This is a genomic window from Leucobacter fengyongliangi (genome assembly GCF_052386045.1).
The window spans coordinates 1,180,357-1,201,333 of sequence record NZ_CM126356.1 but is presented as its reverse complement, the minus strand read 5'-3'; the positions used below and the strand labels follow the sequence as shown (position 1 = coordinate 1,201,333).

At 60.6% G+C, this 20,977-nt stretch carries 20 protein-coding genes, 1 tRNA gene and 1 pseudogene; 12 read left to right on the top strand and 10 right to left on the bottom strand.

The window, feature by feature from the left end; genetic code table 11:
- Nucleotides 1–28 precede the first annotated feature (28 nt).
- From istA to ACTNFK_RS05595, 3 genes are all read left to right on the top strand, one after another.
- A complete protein-coding gene (gene istA, locus ACTNFK_RS05605; protein ID WP_435935965.1) occupies nucleotides 29–1,600 on the top strand; it encodes an IS21 family transposase in 1,572 nt (523 codons plus the stop codon).
- The gene (locus ACTNFK_RS05600) at nucleotides 1,597–2,346 is read left to right on the top strand and encodes an ATP-binding protein (protein ID WP_435935966.1); all 750 of its coding nucleotides are present in this window, start codon (nucleotides 1,597–1,599) and stop codon (nucleotides 2,344–2,346) included. The genes istA and ACTNFK_RS05600 overlap by 4 nt, the downstream gene beginning before the upstream one ends.
- Nucleotides 2,347–2,484: 138 nt before the next feature.
- Nucleotides 2,485–2,865, top strand: coding sequence for an FAD-linked oxidase C-terminal domain-containing protein (locus ACTNFK_RS05595; protein ID WP_435935967.1), 381 nt, complete (start codon nucleotides 2,485–2,487; stop codon nucleotides 2,863–2,865).
- 87 nt (nucleotides 2,866–2,952) lie between these two features.
- On the opposite strand, the gene ACTNFK_RS05590 is transcribed toward ACTNFK_RS05595, so the two are convergent.
- Nucleotides 2,953–3,963, bottom strand: a complete 1,011-nt coding sequence (locus ACTNFK_RS05590; RefSeq protein ID WP_445117210.1) for a formylglycine-generating enzyme family protein — start codon at nucleotides 3,961–3,963, stop codon at nucleotides 2,953–2,955.
- Nucleotides 3,964–4,142: 179 nt separating this feature from the next.
- A complete protein-coding gene (locus tag ACTNFK_RS05585) occupies nucleotides 4,143–4,796 on the bottom strand; it encodes a TetR/AcrR family transcriptional regulator (RefSeq protein ID WP_445117202.1) in 654 nt (217 codons plus the stop codon).
- 138 nt (nucleotides 4,797–4,934) lie between these two features.
- Here ACTNFK_RS05585 and ACTNFK_RS05580 point away from each other — a divergent pair, with 138 nt between their 5' ends.
- From ACTNFK_RS05580 to ACTNFK_RS05560, 5 genes are read left to right on the top strand one after another with little or no spacing between them, the layout of a single operon-like run.
- A complete protein-coding gene (locus tag ACTNFK_RS05580) occupies nucleotides 4,935–5,933 on the top strand; it encodes an ABC transporter substrate-binding protein (RefSeq protein ID WP_435935970.1) in 999 nt (332 codons plus the stop codon).
- Nucleotides 5,934–5,946: 13 nt separating this feature from the next.
- On the top strand, nucleotides 5,947–6,729 hold the full coding sequence (locus ACTNFK_RS05575; RefSeq protein WP_435935971.1) for an ABC transporter permease: 783 nt from the start codon (nucleotides 5,947–5,949) through the stop codon (nucleotides 6,727–6,729).
- Nucleotides 6,729–7,565, top strand: a complete 837-nt coding sequence (locus tag ACTNFK_RS05570) for an ABC transporter permease (RefSeq protein ID WP_435935972.1) — start codon at nucleotides 6,729–6,731, stop codon at nucleotides 7,563–7,565. Before ACTNFK_RS05575 ends, ACTNFK_RS05570 begins: the two co-directional genes overlap by 1 nt.
- Nucleotides 7,562–8,353 (top strand): ABC transporter ATP-binding protein, encoded by a 792-nt coding sequence (locus tag ACTNFK_RS05565; protein ID WP_435935973.1) that lies wholly within the window; start codon nucleotides 7,562–7,564, stop codon nucleotides 8,351–8,353. Before ACTNFK_RS05570 ends, ACTNFK_RS05565 begins: the two co-directional genes overlap by 4 nt.
- 1 nt (nucleotide 8,354) lies before the next feature.
- Complete coding sequence (locus ACTNFK_RS05560; protein WP_435935974.1) at nucleotides 8,355–10,691, top strand: arylsulfatase; 2,337 nt, start codon at nucleotides 8,355–8,357, stop codon at nucleotides 10,689–10,691.
- Nucleotides 10,692–10,857: 166 nt separating this feature from the next.
- Here ACTNFK_RS05560 and ACTNFK_RS05555 read toward each other — a convergent pair.
- Nucleotides 10,858–12,043 (bottom strand): annotated as a pseudogene (locus ACTNFK_RS05555) (IS3 family transposase).
- A 91-nt stretch (nucleotides 12,044–12,134) separates the two neighbouring features.
- Between ACTNFK_RS05555 and ACTNFK_RS05550 the strand changes: the two are divergent.
- A protein-coding gene (locus tag ACTNFK_RS05550) for an IS3 family transposase (protein ID WP_435935975.1) occupies nucleotides 12,135–13,378 on the top strand; the annotation gives its coding sequence in 2 pieces (ribosomal slippage) (nucleotides 12,135–12,453 and nucleotides 12,453–13,378; 1,245 coding nt in all).
- Here the strand turns inward: ACTNFK_RS05550 and ACTNFK_RS05545 are convergent.
- From ACTNFK_RS05545 to ACTNFK_RS05520, 6 genes are all read right to left on the bottom strand, one after another.
- A complete protein-coding gene (locus ACTNFK_RS05545; RefSeq protein WP_435935976.1) occupies nucleotides 13,375–13,680 on the bottom strand; it encodes a hypothetical protein in 306 nt (101 codons plus the stop codon). The two genes, ACTNFK_RS05550 and ACTNFK_RS05545, sit on opposite strands and share 4 nt — an antisense overlap.
- A gap of 12 nt (nucleotides 13,681–13,692) precedes the next feature.
- Entirely contained in the window at nucleotides 13,693–13,923 is a 231-nt protein-coding gene (locus ACTNFK_RS05540; protein WP_445117201.1) for a hypothetical protein, read from the bottom strand.
- Between the two features lie 61 nt (nucleotides 13,924–13,984).
- Nucleotides 13,985–14,060: transfer RNA gene (locus ACTNFK_RS05535), tRNA-His, on the bottom strand.
- Between the two features lie 209 nt (nucleotides 14,061–14,269).
- A complete protein-coding gene (locus ACTNFK_RS05530; protein WP_435935978.1) occupies nucleotides 14,270–15,265 on the bottom strand; it encodes a hypothetical protein in 996 nt (331 codons plus the stop codon).
- Between the two features lie 54 nt (nucleotides 15,266–15,319).
- Nucleotides 15,320–16,214, bottom strand: a protein-coding gene (locus ACTNFK_RS05525; protein ID WP_435935979.1) for an IS5 family transposase whose coding sequence is annotated in 2 segments (ribosomal slippage) — nucleotides 15,320–15,857 and nucleotides 15,856–16,214 — 897 coding nt in all. Because the reading frame shifts where the segments join, the coding sequence is not laid out codon by codon here.
- Between the two features lie 48 nt (nucleotides 16,215–16,262).
- Nucleotides 16,263–18,278: a lamin tail domain-containing protein gene (locus ACTNFK_RS05520; protein ID WP_435936381.1), complete on the bottom strand. Its 2,016-nt coding sequence runs from the start codon at nucleotides 18,276–18,278 to the stop codon at nucleotides 16,263–16,265.
- Between the two features lie 220 nt (nucleotides 18,279–18,498).
- Between ACTNFK_RS05520 and ACTNFK_RS05515 the strand changes: the two genes are divergently transcribed.
- Genes ACTNFK_RS05515 through ACTNFK_RS05505 form a run of 3 tightly spaced genes read left to right on the top strand, consistent with a single transcriptional unit; the run spans nucleotide 18,499 to nucleotide 19,717 of the window.
- Entirely contained in the window at nucleotides 18,499–18,846 is a 348-nt protein-coding gene (locus tag ACTNFK_RS05515; protein WP_435936380.1) for a metallopeptidase family protein, read from the top strand.
- Nucleotides 18,846–19,145, top strand: coding sequence for an ATP-dependent Clp protease adapter ClpS (gene clpS, locus ACTNFK_RS05510; RefSeq protein WP_435936379.1), 300 nt, complete (start codon nucleotides 18,846–18,848; stop codon nucleotides 19,143–19,145). Before ACTNFK_RS05515 ends, clpS begins: the two co-directional genes overlap by 1 nt.
- The gene (locus ACTNFK_RS05505; RefSeq protein ID WP_435936378.1) at nucleotides 19,142–19,717 is read left to right on the top strand and encodes a DUF2017 family protein; all 576 of its coding nucleotides are present in this window, start codon (nucleotides 19,142–19,144) and stop codon (nucleotides 19,715–19,717) included. The genes clpS and ACTNFK_RS05505 overlap by 4 nt, the downstream gene beginning before the upstream one ends.
- Before the next feature lie 54 nt (nucleotides 19,718–19,771).
- Here ACTNFK_RS05505 and dinB read toward each other — a convergent pair whose 3' ends face one another.
- Complete coding sequence (gene dinB, locus ACTNFK_RS05500; protein ID WP_435936377.1) at nucleotides 19,772–20,977, bottom strand: DNA polymerase IV; 1,206 nt, start codon at nucleotides 20,975–20,977, stop codon at nucleotides 19,772–19,774.

Genomic DNA, 20,977 nt, shown 5'->3' with positions numbered 1-20,977 from the left:
TAACCACGCGGCAGAAAGAGTAATTCTGATGGTACGAAAGATCAACGCGAAACTGGTCCTCCGGCTCCGCGCTGAAGGATTCTCCCTACGGCAGATCGAAGCGCAGGGCATCTCCCAGCACAGCAGCATCAAGGTCGAACGAGCCGCCGCCCGGGAACACCTGACTTGGGAGACTGCAGCCGGGATGACCGAGAACGAGGTCTACGAGCTCCTCTTCCCAGGCATCGGCGTTCGAGAGAGCGCCTATGTGCAACCCGACTGGCCTGTGTTACATCGCGAGCTCGCGAGAGTCGGTGTCACATTGAAACTGCTGCATGCGGAGTACCTCGACCGCTGCCAATACGCCGGAGCTCCCGGGATGGGGTACGACCGTTTCTGTAAGACCTACGCCGCGTATGTACGCGCGCAGGGGGTGACTTCCAGAGTCGGTCACAAGCCGGGACAAACGATCGAGGTCGACTGGTCCGGTCCCACGATGCAGCTCACGAACCTGACCACCGGGCAGACAACGAAGGTGTTCCTCTTCGTTGCGTGCCTGCCGTTCTCAAGGTACGCGTTTGTGGAGCCCCGGCTCGATATGCGGCAGGAGTCTTGGCTGGAATGCCATATCGCGATGTATGACTGGTTTGGTGGGTCGACCCCGCGCTTGGTGCCGGACAATTTGAAAACCGGGGTCGTGAAGCATCCCCGCGATGGTGAGGTCGTGTTGAACGACGCCTATCGAGAACTCGCCGCCCACTACTCGGCGGCAGTGCTGCCGGGAAGACCGAGGAAACCGAAAGACAAGCCGAGTGTGGAGAACACCGTCTGGAGCATCGCAACCTGGGTCATCGCTGCCCTCCGCAACGAGGCCTTCTCTTCGTTGCCTGAGCTTCGCGCGGCGATCTACGATCAGGTCAGGCGCTTCAATGCCGAACCCTTCCAGAAACGCACGGGTTCTCGGGTGAGCGTGTTCGAGGGGGAAGAGCAGGCGCTGCTGCGGCCATTGCCGCAAGTGGCGTACGAGATCAGCCAGTGGGCGTACCAGCGTCGAGTCGCCCGCGACGGGCACGTCGTGTGGGCCAAGAACCATTACTCGGTCCCGTACCAGCACGTCGGGGAAACCGTTGACCTCAGGGTGACGAGTCGGACGGTTGAGATTTACCAGGGCGGCGAACGAATCGCTTCTCATCTCCTCGCCCCGACAGGTGTCACGGGCGACTATCGAACCCGCGAGAGTGACCTCCCTGAAGGCCCGAGATATCGGGAATGGGACCGCGGGCGAGTTGAGGAGTGGGCGGCACGTCTCGGCCCGTACGCGGTGACGGTGATCGATCGGGTCTTCGAGTCTGTTGCCGTTGAGGAGCAGGGCATCAATCCAGCGTTGGCGGTGCTGCGCCTCACCCGCCGCTATTCGGCTGCCAGGGTCGAGGCTGCGTGCGAGATTGCGTTACGCGGCCGAGTGCGGTCGCCAAGGTATGCGCATCTGCGCCCCATCCTCGAGACCCGGCAAGACCAGCCAGGGCAGCAGAAGCGTTCGCCGAGGTTCACACCGGCTGAGCCCGTCGAGGTTCCGGGGTATGTGCGAGGTACCTCGTACTACGAGGGGGTCGGCAAGTGAGCATCATCGATATCGAAACCAAACGCAAACTCCGCGAAATGGGAGTGACCGCACTCGCTGACGCGTTCGAAGCGCAAGACGATCACCTCGTCGGCGGGATGCCATTCGCTGAGCGGATCAGTCTGATCGTTGATGATGCGCACGCGTCGTTCACGAGCCAGAAAATCGATGGCCTTACCCGCAGGGCGCAGCTCAGGTATCCCGATGCGGAACTGCGTCGGCTCGACCTCCTGGAAAAGCGCGGCATCGATCGCGGTGTGATCGCGAATCTTGCGACTTGTACCTTCATTGGAAGGTGCGAGAACGTCGTGTTTCAAGGCTTCACAGGGTCTGGGAAAACGTATCTTGGGTCGGCGCTCGCGAGGGCTGCGTGTCAGCACCGTTATCGCGCCCTGTATGTTCGGATGCCTGATCTCGAAGAGGCCTGGCTCGCTTCTGCAGATAAACAGGGAGGGAAAGAGAAGTTCCTCCGCAAATACGCGGCGTTCCATCTCCTCGTGATCGATGAGTGGCTCCTCGACGAGCCGGGCGAGCATGTGCGTGGGATGCTGCTCGAGCTCCTCGAACGCCACTATGACAGTGTCTCGACAGTGTTCTGTAGTCAGTATGCGAAGAAGGACTGGCATCAGCGTCTCGGCGGTGATGTTCACGCTGACGCGATCATGGACCGGATCGTGCATCGCGCGGTCTGGAGCGAGACCGGGGACGCGAACATGCGAGAACACACAGCGTCGACGAGGCGGTAAGTCGAGCGCGGGGCGAGTGGCGGTCAATCCTGACGACAAGGGCGCTGCTCGCCTCGCGCGACCAGGCGCTGCTTTCAAGCGATATTGGGTGCTGTTCATCGGCAATATCACCGCTGCTCAACCCCTCGAATACTCACAATGAAGGCGCAGGAGTTACTCTCATCGATGTGCGCGGAGGCTGGTCTCGATTACCTCGGCGGGATGCTGCCGATCAATGCGCGCTCAACCACGTTCATAAATGTGATTCCTTTCGACACCAAGAACGCTGAAGAAGTTGCCAGGGCCTACGACGTGGCAAAGCGAATGGTGGCAAAAGCAGGAAAACTCGGTTATGGCGAATATCGAGCGCACCTACACTTTATGGACACAGCAGCCGAACAGTTTGGTTTCAACGACCACGCTCAGAGCCGGTTTAACGAGTTGATCAAAGACACTCTCGACCCGAATGGGATCATCATGCCTGGAAAGTCGGGCAGATGGGGATCTCGTTTTCGAAGTGAAGGCTTTCCGCAAGCCTAATGGCTGAAAGAGCGAGCCCGCAGCCCATCGATTGCGATGAGATGCGGGCTCGCTCTTTCTAGGTGAGTGACGCGGACCTCATCACCTTTACCGTCCAGGATAGTCGGATTTGACCGTTCGAAAGCCCGCGTTGCCCATCGATGACTGGGAAGTGTTGTTCGAACGGGCAGAATTTCGGTATCGATTGCAATACGAGGAGTGGCAGAGATAGCTACCACCCCTAAGCACCCGTGCGGTGCCACGCTCGGGACCGAGTGGGTTGTGCTGTGGAGCACGTGCCAGCAGATCGAACTGCTCGATGGTGGCCACGGATTCCGCGTTCACTGAAGTATCGTGACGCGGTGCTGTGTTCTGCAGCAGACTGTCACGATAGTACGTCGGAGAAAACCAGTCTGCACACCATTCCCACACGTTTCCGACCGCTTGCCAAAGACCATACCCGTTAGGCGTAAACGAGCGCACGGGGGCGGTACCGATATAGCCGTCTTCGGCCATATTATGCACCGGAAATGTGCCCTGCCACACGTTAGCTCGCCAACCCGCACCATCAGAACCATCAATGGGTAAATTTCCCCAGGGATAGGTACTGCGGTCAAGCCCGCCGCGTGCAGCGAACTCCCATTCGGCTTCGGTCGGGAGCCTGCGTCCGGCCCACGCACAATACGATTGGGCATCATCCCAACTCAGGTGAACCGCGGGGTGGTCCTCCAAGCCGTCAATCGTAGAGGCTCGCCCGCCTGGATGGCGCCAGTTGGCACCACGAACTGAGATCCACCATGCCGCGCCAGGCGTCGGACCAAAAATATCCTCGGTGGGTGCCGATACGAGCAAATGAAACACAGCTGAAGTACCGTATTTTTCAGCGTCAGTGACGTAGCCTGTCTCAGCGATATACCGCGCAAACTGCGCATTCGTCACTGGTGTCGCGTCGATGGAAAAAGCGTCAAGTTGCACTTCGCGTGTGGGGGTCTCACCGTCTGCTGCGATCCCGTCGCCGGAATTGTCTCCCATGACAAAGCGCCCCGCGGGCACCCTACACTGCTCGATTTGATGACGATCTTTGCCACTGCTGAGCCATGCACCTTCTGAACTGACCACAGTTTTAACCACCACTCGCGTACGCGAATCGGAACGCTCGTGGGTGTCTGATGGGAATTTCGGCAACTCATCGGCATTTATGCCGGTCGTTTGGGGCACATGCGAGTGTTGCCGACCCGGCGCGCAACAGGCCTGAGGCGTAGCTCCTTCGGGGTGCTTTTCCCGATCTGTAGATGCGGTCATTTGGCCGCTCCAAGCACTCGAATTCCCGAAAGGATCGCTGTGAGTGCACGGTCCATGATCTCATCCGTGGCGAGTTCAGGAGCAACCGCGGCGAGCAGGTTCCACCCCAGCGTTTGTGTGCCCATCTGATCTACGATAGGAGCGGTGTCCCAATCAGCAGGCACTCCAAGATCGTCTTTTGCTTCGTCAAGATGCGTGCGAAAGAGCCCTCGCCACCGGATCGCATTTTCGCGATGAATGCTGCTGAATTCCTCGTCGTGAGAAGCCCGATCCCAGAAAGCAACTACTACCTTCGCCTCTCGGCGTCCCGCATCACCGAACGGGAATGTTTGTCGACAGATCGCCTCAATTGCAGTGAGACCACGCAGCCCGCGGGTGTCGTTGACGACACGTGCATGAAGGTCCTGATGAAGAGTCTGGAATGCCGCCTTAAGCAAGATCCGCTTATTCGGAAAATAGCGTGCGATTGCCCCGTGTGCATAACCGGCTTCAGCTGCAATCTCACGCATGGTTGCTGCCTCGAAGCCGCCCCGTATGATGACTTCTATCATGGCCTGAACAATCTGTTCGCGACGCAGATCATGATCAACAATCTTGGGCATAGCGGCGACCTTTTCGTTTCTAGGTTTCTCAGCTTCGTATCCAAGCATGGCCAGAAAAGCCTTTTCGTCACCGCCTGGAGACTAATCGTTACCAAAGCGTAACATCGGTACGGTGCGTTCCGCATAGCATAATAGTCACCAGTTGGTGATTGACCTAGAACTGCACCCCGACAAAGGAGTCGTTACATGAAATTCAAGAAGATGCTGATCACTACTGTGGCTCTTGCCAGCGCAATGATCCTTGCAACCACCGGCTGCACTTCAAGCACAGATGGCAATACGGAGGCTGAGGCTGGCGCAACACCGAGTTCCGAGATGACGACCCTGAAGGTTGCGGTTGTTGGTCTCGTGCATGATGGAGCACTACACCTCGGCATTGAAGAGGGTTTCTTTGAGGAAGAGGGCCTCGAGATCGAGACTTCGCTTGTCGCAAACCCGCCCGCAGGCCTTGCAGCAGCACAGGGAGGTCAGGTCGATCTCGTTTACTCACCAAGTGTGTCAGTGCTTACTGCCGTAACTCAGGGTGTTGATCTACGAATGATCGCTGGAGCGGCGGGCTACCGAGAAGGTGCCACTTCGGAAGATGATGATGCCTCACTCTTTGCTAGCAAGTCGAGCGGCATTACGTCGGTGTCGCAACTCGCTGGCAAGACTATCGCCGTGCCCGCACGCAAGGCGTTTTTCGAGATTGTGGTCGCGAACATGCTGGTCGACGCGGGTGTCTCCCCTGAAGACGTGAATTGGGTAGCACTCGACTTTGCCTCCGCCACCGAGGCGCTTCGCAACGGGACGATTGACGCGGTTCCCCTTGTTTCCCCTTTTGCAGCCCAAGCTGAAGACGATGGCGCGGTGCATCTCGGCTCACCAAACATTGAATTCATCGAACAGGGTGCAGTTGCATTCTGGGTTGCGAGCGGAGCCCAGGTCGAAGCGAATCCCGACGTGTACTCTCGGTTCCAGCGCGCAATTACCAAGAGCCAAGATTTCGCCAACGAGAACAGTGAACTCGCAGTCCAAGCAGGGCTCGATGCAGTTGATTCTCCCTTGACGATTGACCAGATTGCTCCACCGTATTGGATCTCAGAGGTAAACGCAGACGATCTCAGTCGCGCGAATGAAAAGCTCGTCAAGCTCGGGGTCCTTCCGGAGATGCTTGACATCGATAGCCTCATCTTCAGGAATTAGAAAAGTGGATTCCATGCGCAACCAATCCCAATTGTTGCGATACGGAATCGGTTCTCTCGGAGTTGCGGCGGCAGTCGGCCTTTGGCAGATTGCCGCCGCAGTCGGCCCCCTTCGAGACTCGCCGCTTCCTACCGCGACTGCGGCGCTCTCGAGGACTTGGCAGTTGCTGTTCACCGCCGAGATGTGGAGAGCAACCGGCGAGACAATCATGATGATGATGATTGGTCTCATCATTGGAGTGGTTTTCGGTATTGTCCTCGGTGTCGCCATCGGCATCTCACCACTCGCGATGCATGCAACTCGTGTTCCTTTGGAGTTCCTCAAGCCGGTTCCCCCCATCGTGATCCTGCCAATCGTCTTGCTCGTGCTTGGCCCGACCATGCAGATGGGCATCTTTCTTGTCGTATTTGGCACATTCATCACCGTGGCCGTGCAGTCCGCAGCCGGCGTGTTTGATACCGACCCGGTGGCACGCGCAACTGGCCGCTCATATGGCATGGGAAAGTTAGAGATACTTCGCAGCATCGTGATCCCGAGCGCATTGCCCTATATTGGCACCGCCATTCGCATCTCGGCCCCTATCGCCCTCATTATTTCGGTGATAGCAGGCTTACTTGGTGGAGGCCCCGGCCTCGGCCAAAGTTTACTGCTCTCCCAGGTGACAGGCGACCGCGAAAAGCTCTTCGCCTACGTGCTCATTCTCGGAACGCTGGGGCTTCTCGTGCAGGCGCTCAGCCAGTGGGCTGAACGACGCCTGCTGCATTGGCATCCTCAGTACCGAAAGGAGGACGCGTAATGGTCTTCACTTCTTCGATTCCGACTCGCACGGTCGTCGCCCGACGTCGACGCGACGCAAGTGCGCCACGCTGGCTATTAATCAGTGCTGAAATCGTTGTTCCCGTTATTCTCATTGCGGCGTGGTGGGTAGTTTCCTCTGGATCCCAGAACCCTTTCTTTCCACCGTTGCAGACCATCCTTGAACACTTGCTCGCCGCAGCCCAAACCACAGGATTCTGGATCGATGTCGGCTCGTCGGTCGGAAACCTTATGATGTCCTTTGTTATCGCCACAGTATTGGGCGTATTTCTAGGGTGCGTGCTCGGCCTGGTGCCGGTGGTGTCGTGGTTCGCCGAACCCACACTTCATTTCTTTCGTGCAATTCCCGCAGTAGCCCTTATCCCAATTTTTGTGTCAATTATTGGGTTCGGAAATGAAACACGTGTGCTGTCAATTACATTGCCTGCATTATTCGCCGTACTTATTTCGACTATTGACGGGATCCGAGGAATTGAACCCACTCTCGGCATGGTGAGTCGTGTGTATCGATTCGGCGCCCTCGAAGGGCTCTTCAGAGTGACGCTCCCAGCGGCTGGGCCCCGCATTCTTGCGGGCATGCAAGTCGCACTTATCGCGGCATTTGTAGTCATGATCGCAAGCGAAATGATGGGCTCATCAACCGGGCTCGGCGCCCGCACACTTATCGCGCAGCAGTCGTTCGCGATCGCCGATATGTGGGGCGGAATTCTCGTACTCGGCGTGCTTGGCTATGCTGCCACCGCGTTCTTCACTCTATTCCGGCGCCGTGTGTTGCGCTGGTACATTGCCTCGCAACAGCAGGAGAAAAACTCATGACATCATCACTCATCGACGCCCCGGTTCGCCTGAGTGTCACAGGGCTCGCGAAAACTTATGAGACCGCCAAGGGCGCCGTACCAGTCATTGCCGATCTCACCTTTGACGTTCGAGTCGGAGAGATCGCATGTATCGTCGGGCCCTCGGGTATCGGCAAGACCACGCTGTTGAAGTGTTTGACCGGGCTGCAAAGCATTAGCTCGGGTGCAGCCCGCCTCGACGGTCGGCTCATTGACGGGCCACCCGAAGAGATGGCATTGGTGTTCCAGGATTACACTCGCTCGCTCATGCCCTGGCTTACCGTGTGGAAAAACGTTCGCATGCCGCTCAACCATTTGCGGCTGCCCTCCAGCGAACGCGACGAACGGATCGCCGGCGCGATCGAAGCCGTTGGCCTGTCTGGGGCCGAGCAGAAATTTCCATGGCAGCTTTCTGGCGGGATGCAACAACGCGTGGCGATCGCCCGCGCCATTGCTTACCGGCCGGAGGTGCTGATTATGGACGAGCCTTTCGCCTCGGTGGATGCACAAACTCGTTTCGAGCTCGAAGACCTTTGCCTCAAGATTCGTGAGCAGTTCGGTATCACGATTGTGCTCGTCACCCACGACATCGACGAGGCCGTGTATCTTTCTGACCGCGTCATTGTTCTTGGCGAACGCCCTGCCCGTGTCACTCGGATCATTGATATTAAGTTTGACACTCCGCGAGATCAAATTCGCACTCGCTCACTTCCCGAATTTGCACAGATCCGAACTGAAGTATTTGAGTTGATTAGAAAGGCCGGCTGAGATGTCTGCTCCAGGTACACCTTTGCCTAAGTCGCGCGGATACGAGAATTTTGGCGGTAAGGTAAGCGAATTTACGTCACAGTCAACACCGTGGTGGCCCGCACCGATTCAAGCTGAACCAGGCGCTCCCAACGTCATTGTGATGCTCGTCGATGATCTGGGCTTCAGTGACCTCGGGCCTTTCGGAAGTGAGATTCCAACACCCCATATCGACCTGCTGGCGCATGACGGTTGGGTTTTCACGAACTATCGCACCGCCCCGCTGTGTTCACCAGCCCGCGCCGCACTTCTCACCGGCCTTAACCCGCACCGTGCAGGCTTTGGTTTTGTTTCGCACGTAAACCCCGGGTACCCGGGGTTTACGTGCGAACTACCGAAGGATGCACCGACACTTGCCGAATCTCTTCGGGCTGGGGGTTACGCGACGTTCATGGTCGGCAAATGGCACCTCACACCCGAGGCAAAGATGCATGATGGAGCAGACAGGTCTTCTTGGCCTCTCGCGCGTGGCTTTGATCGATACTTTGGAAGCATGGACGGCTTCACTTCTCTCCATCACCCCCATCGTCTGGTACGCGATAACTCCGTTGTCGATATACAAGAGTTTCCGGATGGCTATTTTCTTACCGACGAACTCACCAATGAAGCCCTCGGCATGATTGATGGGTTACGTGCGAATGACTCTGAAAAGCCATTTTTCCTCTATTACGCACACACCTCCGTGCACGGCCCTATTCAAGCGAAAGCGGTTGACATCGAGCGGCATGAAGGCCGCTACGAGGACGGCTGGAATGCGCTTCGTTCTACTCGTTTTGAGCGCCAGCGCGAGCTAGGAGTTGTCCCTCAGCATGCCCTGCTCCCTGATGACCATCTCAATGATGGACCACCGATCCCCCAATGGGATGCACTCAACGAGGAACAACGACAGCTCTTTGCGCGACACATGGAAGTCTATGCCGCAGCAGTTGACGAGGTTGATCAAAGCGTGGGTCGGCTGGTCGAGTACCTACGGAATCTGGGTGAACTGGAAAACACCATCATCGTGATTGCCAGTGACAATGGTGGAACAGCTGAGGGCGGATCGACCGGAACGCGCAGCTACTTTTCGCAGTTTCTGTACGATGTTGAAGCCCCCGAAGGTTGGGTTCGTGATGTGCCGCGCAACCAAGAAGATATTGGTGGGCCCCAAGTGTTTTCCCACTACCCCGCTGGCTGGGCGCGTGTCTCAAACACTCCGTTTCGATCATTCAAATCCTCAGTTTATGAGGGAGGTGTGCATGCGCCTCTTATCGTGTCTTGGCCAGCTGCTCCGAGCACCTCGCGTGGGCTCCGCGATCAGTTCGTCTTCGTTTCCGATCTCACCCCAACCATTCTTGATCTCACCGGGGTCTCCCCGCTCGAGTCCCTCGACGGGAAGCCCACACTCAATCCAGATGGCCAAAGTGTGGCAGCATTGCTCAACGACATACTTGGGGAGGGTCGACAGACTCAGTACTTCGAGTGTGTTGGAAAGCGTGGACTTGTCGATGGGAATTGGAAAATCGTCGCCCCGCTTCCAGCCAGCGGTATCGAGTCGAGCCTGAGTGGTCCTTGGGAACTCTACGATCTGTCTACAGATCCAACCGAAACACACGACCTCGCAGAGGCACAGCCGGAACAAGTCGAACTTCTTGCGGAGCGTTGGCGTGCAGCAGCGTGGGACAATACCGTATTCCCGCTTTCCGATGACGGTTCGCTCTTCTTCAACCGCCCCTCTACCTACGACACATTCAGCAAACCCGTGACAATCCCGCCGTTTCGGCCACCACTCGAACGATTTCGCTCAGCACAGCTCACGGTGCTTCGTTCGTTCGAGATCGAGATCGAGATCGAGATCGAGATCGAACCCGTGCCTGCCGGTGTGCTTGTAGCACACGGCGACCAGGGCGGCGGCTATCTTATCGCGATCGATGGTGGTGCGCCGCTACTCTCTTACAACGCATATGGTGACATGCATCGAGTACGCGGGTCGGAGCTTACGCCAGGCCTGCACAAGTTGCTCCTGCGAGTCGAAGAGACAGAGGGATTACGCGTACGCCTCATACTTGAAGTTGATGGTCGCGTAGATGCTGAACTCGAACCCGTTCCAATGCTCTTGGGTATGGCACCATTTACAGGCATCAGTGTGGGCTATGACTACGGTGGGCCGGTTGATTGGGACCTGTATGAGCGCCATCGCTCCTACCGGCTTTCTGGTGGCCGGATTGTAAGTGTAAATTATGTGCCGGGTGCGCGCTCGACCCACAACCGCACGTTGGTGCATGATATTGACCGCGCGGTTTCGGTGATCGCCGACTGAGCGATTGTGGCGGCAGACGCCTAGATGATTGGTTCCAAGGGGTGTCGCTCCCGGCAAGCAAGGGCGAGGGTGTCCAAGGTCGAGGTTGGATCTCTCAATCTCGAATGTCAGGCGCAACTTTAAACTGCCAGTAGGGGTCTGCTGACGGTTTGGTTGAGTCCGGGGTTTATGCCGCCAGAGCGACGGCATCCATCATTATGGTCTCGAACTCGACCGGTGTCAGCTTCCCGAGCCGCCGCTGCCTGCGTTTGCGGTGATACTTCCCCTCGATCCACGACACGATCGCGAGGCGCAGCTCCTGCCGGCTCCGCCAGGGCTGCCGATCGAGCACGTTCTTCTGCAACAGCGAGAAGAAACTCTCCATCGCCGCGTTATCGCCACACGCCCCGACTCTGCCCATCGACCCTTCGAGCCCGTGCCGCTTCAACGCCTTCTGGAAGCTTCTGGACCTGAATTGGCTCCCGCGGTCCGAATGCACGATCACGCCCTTCGGATAGCCGCGCTGCATGAGCGCATTCTCGAGCGCACGAACCGCGAGCGACGCCTTCATGCGCTTATCGATCGCGTACCCCACGATCCGGTTCGAACAGACATCCTTGATCGCGCAGAGGTAGAGCTTGCCCGCCCAGTGCGGAGGTAGGTGATATCTCCCACAAATCGTTGCCCCGGCTCGGCCGCGGTGAAGTCACGGCGCAACCAGTCGGGGCGGTCAGCAGCGTCACGGGCGGGAATCGTGGTCCGCTTCGAGGCACGCGGCTGTACCCCGTGCACGCCAAGCTCGCCCATCAGCTTCCGCACCAGCCCCGCCGACGCTTCATGGCCCCGACGGTGCAGCTCGGCGAGTATCCGCCGAAACCCATACGTCTGCTTCTTGTCATCATCAACCTTCGCGATCACTTCCCGAAGCTCGTCTCGTCGTTGCGCCGCAGGAGAGCGAACGCCCTGCCGCTTGACCCACGCATAGTAGCCGGCGCGTGACACCTCCAAGAGGCGAGTCATGAGCCCGATCGAATAGTGGGCCTTCTCCGCGTGGATCAGCTGGAACTTCTCGCTCACCGCTGTTCCTTCGCGAAGAAGGCCGCGGCTTTTTTCAGAAACGCGTTCTCTTCTGCCAGTCGCCGGTTCTCGGCCTCGAGCCGCGCGACTCTGGCCGCGTCGACCGGGGTCGGCGCAACCTTCGGGTCAGGGTGTGCACGCCGGTACATCTTGACCCAATACCCGAGCGATGACTCGTTGATCTCGAGCTCGCGGGCGACCTGCGCGATCGGCCGGTCGGACTGCACGACGAGTTGCACGGCATCGGCTTTGAACTCGTCAGTGAACTGGCGTTTGCGAGGTTTCTCAGTGGTCATGTCGTTGAATCATCTTCCTGGTAAGGGACTTACCCCCTGATCTTGGACACGCATGACCCAGTAACCAGCTGGAGAAGCGAGAATAACCAAGATGCCAGCGAACACCTACACCGACGAGTTTCGCCGCCGCGCGGTCGAACTCTACGAATCCACGCCCGACACCACGTTTCAAGCCATCGCGAATGACCTCGGGATATCCAGGGGTGCGTTGAAGACCTGGGTCACGAAGTACGGTTCCGGGCAGATCCGCGCCACTGGTGGCCTTCCTGGGGACGCGCCACCATCGGCGAGGCCCGAACCGCAAGCCGCGAGGATCGTGCGTTTAGAGGCCGAGAATCATGCGCTCAGGGCTGAGACGAGGAAGCTCGCGGAAGAGCGTGACATCCTCCGTCAGGCGGCGAAGTATTTCGCCGGGGAGACGAGCTGGTGAACCGCTTCCAGTTTGCCCGTGATCACAAGGACGCCTGGGGCGTGAAGCGGTTGTGTGAGGTCATTGGGATTGCCCGTTCGTCTTTCTATGCTTGGGTGGCTGCAGCGCCGGGGCGGAGAGCCCGCGCGGCCGCGGACGCGGAGCTTGCAGCACGGATCCGGCCGTTACAGGACCCGAAGCAGGGCGGCGACCGAGCCTATGGGGTGCCCCGGATCACCGCCGATCTGAATGAGGACGCCGCGCCCGCGGAGCGGGTGAACCGGAAACGCGTGGCGAGGGTGATGCGGAAGTTCGGCTACGCCGGGATTCGGCTGCGCCGGCGGGTGCGCACCACGATCCCAGATCAGGCCGGACGGCGGTTCCCCGACCTCATCGGGCGGGACTTCAGCGCCGGGACGCCGGGCTGCCGCTACGTTGGCGATATCACCTACCTGCCGCTTCAAGACGGGTCGAACCTGTACTTGGCGAGCGTGATCGATCTGGGGTCAAGGAAGCTCGCCGGGTGGGCGATGGCTGACCACATGCGCACCGCGCTTGTCGAGGACGCCCTCACCGCGGCGTGGCGGGAGCGGGGCACCTTGCGGGGTGCGGTGTTCCACTCGGACCACGGGTCGGTCTATACCTCGAAGGACTACGTGAAGTTGTGCGGGCAGTACGGGGTGAAGCAGTCCATGGGGGCTGTGGGGTCGAGTGCAGATAACGCGCTCGCGGAGAGCTTCAACGCGGCTTTGAAGCGAGAGCTCCTCGAGGGGCGGGAAGCGTTCCCTGATGCGACGACCGCGTACCGGGCGGTGTTCCGGTGGGCGAACCGCTACAACACGAGGAGACGGCACTCAGCGATCGGGAACGTCGCTCCGAATGTGTACGAGGCGGCGATGCCCGATAGGCTCGGTATCGCGGCCTAAAACCATCTGACAGTGTGTCCAAGATCAAGGGCAAAGGCCCGTACTACGAAATGATCGAAGTGTCCCCCGGCCTCCGGCAAGATCTCGCCGGGAAGATCCACGCCGACTTCGACGCGCTCATGGCGAACGAGACGAAAGAACTCTCGCGACTCACGAGCGAACGTGACCGTCTCGATGACGAGCGGATGAAACTTCTGCAAGCCCACTACGCAGGAGCGGTCCCGATTGATTTGTTGAAGCAGGAGCAGGATCGCATCGCGAACCAGATCGGTGACATTCAGCACCGGCTTGAAGCGCACCACGATGAGTATGCGTCAGCTCGCGCGAACCTTGACGACTCGCTCGGCCTGCTCGCCAACATCGTCAGCATCTACCAGCGTGCTGATGACGCGAACCGACGACTGTGCAACCAGGCGTTCTTCCACAGAATTTTCATCGAGGAAGAGGGTGATGTCCGGGTCGAGTACGAAACACCCTTCGGTGCGCTCTGCGATACCGAGGAGCAGATGAACGCCCTGAACTGGGCGGCCGAAGCGAAGAAACAAGGAGAGGTTCAAACCGGACAAAGAGTGGTTACTCTTGTCGAGGGTTTGAACCTCTCCCATTTGGGGTGGACAACGGGACTTGAACCCGCGACCACCGGCACCACAAGCCGGTGCTCTACCAACTGAGCTATGCCCACCATGCTGACCACGCGAGCGTAACTCACGAGGCAACCCCACGATCATATCCCATGCGGGGCTCGCAACTCCAACTCAGACACGCACGGCCCTCCTCTACACCTACCGCACGACATGCGAGGTGGGTACCGAGAAGGGCCGATGTGGGCGTGAGCGAGCCATTCAAGCACTCGAGCGAGCCGAAGTGCTCAGCGCTACGAAGAGTCTCCCGCTAGGCGGTGCGCCGCCCGAGGGCGGTGGCCGTGACGGCGAGCAGCAGGAGCACCGCACTCCCACCCGCGAGCATCAGGTGGAAGGCGGGATCCACACCCGTCGAGGCAAGCACGCCACCGGTCGACCGACCGACGACCTTTACGTTCTGCCACCCGATGACAGAGCCATCGGCGGCGGCAACCACTAGGCGGTGAGCGCCCGTCGGCAGGTCGGTTGGCAGAGCCACGGTCACGGTACCGGTCGCGCTCACGACCGGGCTGCCGAGGTGAACTGGCGTCGAGAAGAGCCAGACATTGACCGTCTGCCCAGCATATGCGGCACCCACCGTGATGGTGACCGTCGAGCCGGCCCGCAATTCGCCCGGTGCGCTGATGCCTCCGCGGAGCGAATCGGTGAGGCTGGTCACCGAGGGGGGCGTAGTCGAGCCGCCTGGGGTGCTGCCACCAGGAGTGGATCCGTCAGGCGTCGACCCGCCGGTTTCTCCGCCGGTCTCATCACCGACACAGTCGATCGATCCAACGCGGAAGGCGTGACCATCGGTCTGATCGTCATTCGCCCAGATGACCACACGCGAACCGTCCGTGCACTGATCGATCGGCGCGATCGCGAAACCCTCGTTCGCGAAGTTGCTGGTGCCTGCCGGGCGCTCATAAGTCGCCACGGGAGCAAACGCACCGGGTGCGGATTCGGACGCGCCGATCTTGAAGACCTGCGAACGACCGTCGCACACCTCGTCACATACGACCCACAGCAACGCGGTGGCGGGATCGTATTCCAACTCCATGACCCCCGGGAAGGCGGTCTCAGACTCGGTGATGCGGATCATTTCTCCGGCCTCACCCAGTACGTAGCCCGCGACCGTGTTGCTCGCTTCGACGCCCACGAAGACGACACCGCCCAGGTGCGCCGGGTAGCTGGCCGGGTCGTAGACCGCGCCCGTCGTCTCATCGATAAGGCCGGCGGCGGTCAGCTCGGAGTCGGCGATCCATGCCACACCCTCGACACCGGCGTTCGCACCAATGCCCGGGTAGTCCGTTGCGAGATTCCACTAGGGCGTGTTGATTAACTCTGTGTTGATCCAGATCAGGATCGATGCCAACGCCACACCCGCACGATAGTTCCGTGCGAGTTTGTCATACCGCATCGCGATACCGCGCCACTGCTTCAACTTGTTGAAGCACCGCTCGACCACGTTCCGCCCCCGATAGCGTCGCTGCTGTTCCTCGCCGAACTCGATCGGTCGGCCCGGCCGCTTGCTGCGGTGCTTGATCTGATCGGCACGCTCAGGAATTGTTGCTGCGATTCCGCGCGCACGCAGCCATGCCCGGTTCGCCCGCGAGGGGTACCCCTTGTCGGCGAGCACACGGTCCGGGCGGGAACGCGCACGTCCTCGTTCTCGTGGCACCCGGATATCGTCCAGCGTTGCAGCGAACATCGTGGTGTCGTTCACGTTCCCCGCGGTCACGACCATCCCCAGTGGTCGGCCTTTCCCGTCCGCGACCAGGTGCACCTTTGTTGTGAGGCCTCCACGCGATCGCCCGATCGCGTGGTCGTCAGGCTCCGCGAGCGGATTCTTGTAATTCGACAGATCCCTTTTTTAGGCGCGGCAATGTCGCACCGTGCTGATGCACGCGCGCGATCGTCGAATCGATCGACACGACCCAGTCGATCGCCCCGAGCCGATCAGCTTGCTTCTGCACCTCAGCGAGCATCCGCTCCCAGGTGCCATCCTCCGCCCACCTCGTGAAGCGTTTGTAGATCGTGTTCCACCTCCCGAACCGTTCTGGAACGTCCCGCCAGGGGGCACCGGTCCGATATTTCCATGTCATGCCCTCGACTGCGAGCCGGTGATTCGACCATGGGCGAGAACGCCCATCAGGAACCGGCATCAATGGCTCGAGCACCGCCCACACTTCATCAGGGATCTCTTGACGTATTGCCATGGGTCAAGTTTCCCCGACGAGCACCTCAGAAGACTTGATCAACACGCCCTAGTGAGTGGCAACCAGGTCGCCGGTTCCGTCAACGTCGAAGCGCAGCACCGAGGGTCGGCTCCCCCGGTCGGTGCCTCCCGTGTTGCGCTCCGAGGCGACGAGCACCCCGCCTGCAGACGAGCCCGCGATCACCGCGACGCCCTCGGCATCCACGGTGCCGGTGCCGTCGGGGTAGCGCAGGGTGCGCCCGCCGACCCAGCCGTCGGCCTCGGTCAGCGAGCCACCGGTGAGCTGCAGCTTGTGCAGCGTTCCGTTGCCATTGTTGACCGCCCAGATCACGCCACCATCTTCGTAGACCACGCCACTCATGTCGGTGCCGAAGGTGTTGGCAACGTCAACAGTCGTCATTCCCTCAGCTCCAGGCCACGCGTCAACGATCAGGTCACCGACGCAGGCATTCGCTGCTCCGGGGGTCGCCTCTCGCGTGTTCACGAACTCGCCGGTGCCGTCCGGGCAACGCCCGAGTGAGGGCATCGGGTGGCTCAGCCACGACACCGAATCGAGTTCAGCGTCGTCCGCGGCGAATAGGGTGACCCGATCGTCCTTGCCGAGCCCAAAGGTCTCTTTCACCGCAACCTGCAGGTAGCCGCCCGCGGCGAGCTGGATGCCCGGGGCGAACACGTAGGCTTCGTTCCCTGCACCGCCGTCGCGCAGCTTCATGCCGCCGAGATCCACTGATTCGAACCCGACGTTGATCAGCTCGACCCAGTCATCCGAGGTCTCCACCTCGTTGATGCGCACGGCCATGCCACAGTCGTTCGAGGCACCCTTGGTCGATGCCGTGGTGATCTTCCACTCTCCGGTGCCGTCCGGGCACCGCCCGAAGGTCGTCGGAGCGTGCTGGTCATCGGCAGTTGCCGTCCACGAGTACGAATCAACCAGAGTGTGACCGCCCGGAAGATACACGCGCGCAGAGTCGGCCTTACCCAGACCGAAACCGAGCTGGGCCTCTTCGACCACGAAGAACCCTCCGGCCGCGATCGTCGACCCTGCGGGCAGCGTCGAGACGTGCGCGTCATCGTTGTCGCGAACCACCCAGCCGGTGAGATCCACCGCTGCACCGCTGAGGTTGACGAGCTCGATCCAATCGCCGGGATTGCCGTCGCTCGATTCAACCTCATTCACCACGATCGCCGGAATCTCGGGTGCGGCGCAATCGTTCGCGCCGCCCTTCGTTGACGAGGCGGTCGAGGCGAAATTGCCCACCCCATCCGGGCACCGACCATAGGTCTGCGCCGCGTGGGCCGTCCACGCGTGCTCGTCGACGACGGTCTCGCCGTCGAGTAGCCGCGCCGCATCGTTCCCGCCAAGCCCAAAGCCGAAGTCGCTTCCCTTCAGCACGACAAACTCGTCCGGCGCCAGTGAGGTGCCCGCCGGAATCGCGTACGTGTGTGTGGGATCACTATCGGTCAGCACAAGCCCGGCGAGGTCAATCGTCCAGTCGCTGATGTTGGTCAGTTCGACCCAGTCTTCGGTGTCGCCGTTCGACTCGACCTCGTTGATCTTGATGTTGCCCAGGGGCGTCGCGACGCACGCATTTGCCGCGTTCGGGGTCGCCTCGACGGTGACCCGAAAATCGCCGGTGCCGTCGACGCATCGACCGTAGGAAGTACTGACGTGCCCGCTCCACGCGTACGTGTCGACCAGCGTGCCGTCGGGAAGCTTGAGATTCGCCTGATCCGCCTTGCCCAGGCCGAACTTGTCGATACGCGTGTCGTCATCGACCGTGATGGCGAGATACTGGCCCGGCTGAATCACGGTTCCAGCCGACACCGGCATCGAGTTCTTGTCGTCGGCCAGGATCCATCCAGAGATATCGACCGCTGTGTCACCAAGGTTCAGCACCTCGATCGCGTCGGCAATCGCGTCGTTATCTTGGATCACCTCGTTGATGACGAGCGGTGGCAGGCTCGGAGCCGCGTACGCTGTCACGGGCACAATGAGCGGGGCCGCGACGACGCCCGCGCAGGCAATGCCGCCGAGAGTCTTTAGCCAGGGGTGTCGAGTACGCATGCGCCACTTTCTTCTCGCGATGGGTGCAGCCCAGCGCACGCAGCGCAGGGGACGGTCACCAGGCTGTCGGTCCCAGATGATGCGACGGTGCCCGCACGGCGAACCGCGGGTGTCGGTTCGCTGAACACCCCAGTGGATCACGTCGCGCAGGCATGCGCGACGCCTGCCAGAACTCGGGGTTGAGACGTCGTACTGCGAGTGAACTGTGTAGGGTGAAGGCATGTGGGATGTCTCGCGTGAAGACTTCGAGCACCTCGTCGGCGAGGGGCTCGACAGCCTGCATGCCGACATGCTGGCCAAGCTCGACAATGTCATTTTTCTGGTCGAGGATGCTCCCGAAGATGGCAGCGACGTGCTGGGCGTGTACGAGGGATTCTCGCTGGCTGAGCGCGATTCGTACGGGTACGGAGAAGAGCCGGATCGCATCATCCTGTATCGCGAGAACCTGCTCGCGCACTGCGTCGATCACGAGCATCTCATCGCCGAGATCCGCATCACGCTTGTGCACGAGATTGCGCACTTCTACGGCCTAAGCGAGGCCCGCATTCACGAGTTGGGGTGGGGATGATGAGCGAAACGCGTGCGCGGCCAGAACTGCGCCGACGCGAGCGGATCTCCCCCGTGCCCGATCGGCCCTGGCAGACGGTGGTGTGGGACGACCCCGTGAATCTCATGTCGTATGTGGCATACGTCTTTCAGGAGCACTTCGGATTCGACCGCACTGAGTCTGAGAGGCTCATGCTGCGTGTACACACTGAGGGAAGCGCCGTGGTCGCCGAGGGTACCCGCGAGGAGATGGAGCTGCACGTCGAAGCCATGCACGGCTACGGATTGTGGGCAACCGTTCGGCAGGCAGGCAGCCCATGAGACTCCTCCCCCTCCCGAGCGGCGCACTTCGGGTGCGGCTCGACTTTGACGAAGCGCACCTGCTCGATCAGCTCACTGGCCAACTGATCGAGCTGCTGCAGAGCCACAGCCGCACGGCACTCGACCCGGATCCACTGTTCGCGAGTCTCGAGGTCGGCGGGTCTGAGGCAACCCCCGAAGACCCCGCTTTGGCCAGGCTCTTCCCCGATGCCTACGAGGCCGACGACGACGCGTCGCAGTTTCGTCGCGTGACCGAGCAAGGGCTCATTAACCGCAAGCTGCAAGACGCAATGCTGGTGACCTCTGAACTCGGCATGGGCAATGCACCGACCGAGGGTGACGAGCCCGAACCCGTCGAGATCGAGGTGACACCCGCCACGCTCTCCGCCTGGGTGCGCACACTGACCGCGCTGCGGCTCGCCATCGCCGCCCGTATTGGGCTCGACTCAGATGAAGCCCACGAGCGGTTGCTCGTCACCCCTGACACACGTGGCACGGTGCTCGTTTACGACTGGCTCGCGGCCATCCTGGAGTCGATCCTGCGCATGCAGACCACGCCTGAGGAAGACTAACGCTCAACCCTCCGCCCTTAGCGCGCAGCGCAGCATGCACGAGCGCGGGTGCGCCTACGGCGATTCGAGCGAGCGCGGATCGACCACATCCTGTCGTGGCTGCAGCAGCCGGGCGGGGGTGAGGCCAACACTTCCGAAGCGGATCCGCACATCGTCGACGGCCTGATCCACCGCGCGCCATTCCTCGTCCTCGCTCCAGAGGGCCTCAGGCTCCTGCCCTTCGGGTATGAGCTGCTCTGCCCGCACACCGATGAGCCGAACCGCCCGACCGTCTGAGCCGACGGAGGCGAACAGTTCCCGTGCGGTTCGGTAGATCCGCTGCGAGGAATTCGTCGCCTCGGCGAGAGTGCGCGAGCGCGAGATGGTCTCGAAGTTGCCCCACCGCACTTTGACCGCGATGGTGCGCGCCTCGGCACCGTGCTCCCGAAGGCGCTCGGCGGTGCGCGTGGAGAGGCGCAGCAATTCGCGTTCGATCACCGCGGCATCAGTCTCGTCGAACGCAAAGGTTTCTTCGTGCCCGATGCTCTTCTCGATGCGCGTGGTGCGCACTTCGCGCGCGTCACGCCCGTTCGCAAGCTCGTGCAGCTTGGCGGCGCTTGCCCGCCCGACCACCCGTTCAAGGCTGGGCAGAGGTTCCCGCGACAGATCTCCGACCGTGTGGATCGCGCGAGCATGCAGGGCCTTCGCCGTCGCCGCACCGACACCCCAGATCGCCTCAACGGGAAGTGGGTGCAGGAAATCGAGCGTGCCCGCGTGTGGGATCTCGAGCACCCCGTCGGGCTTCGCGCGCTGGGACGCAAGCTTCGCGACGTGTTTCGTGCTCGCAAGCCCGACCGATGCCGGCAGGCCGGTGCGTTCACGAATGGTGGCGCGGAGCCTTCGCGCAATCTCGGCGGGTGGACCAAAGAGCTTCGTCGAACCCGACACGTCAAGGAACGCCTCGTCGATACTCAGCGGCTCGACGAGGGGCGTGAACTCGTGAAAGATCGCCATCACCGTGCGGGAGGCATCACGATACTTCGCGTACGTGGGCTCCATCAGCACGAGCGATGGGCACAGCTGCTTGGCCCGGGAGACGGGCATCGCCGATCTCACTCCATACGCTCGCGCTTCGTAACTCGCGCTGGAGATCACCGATCGCCCGGTTTCGTGGGCCACCGCCGTCGGCACGCCACGCAACTCCGGCCGATCGAGCAACTCCACGGAGACAAAGAACGAGTCCATGTCGACGTGCAGAATCGAGGAGTCGGTGCGCCCCAA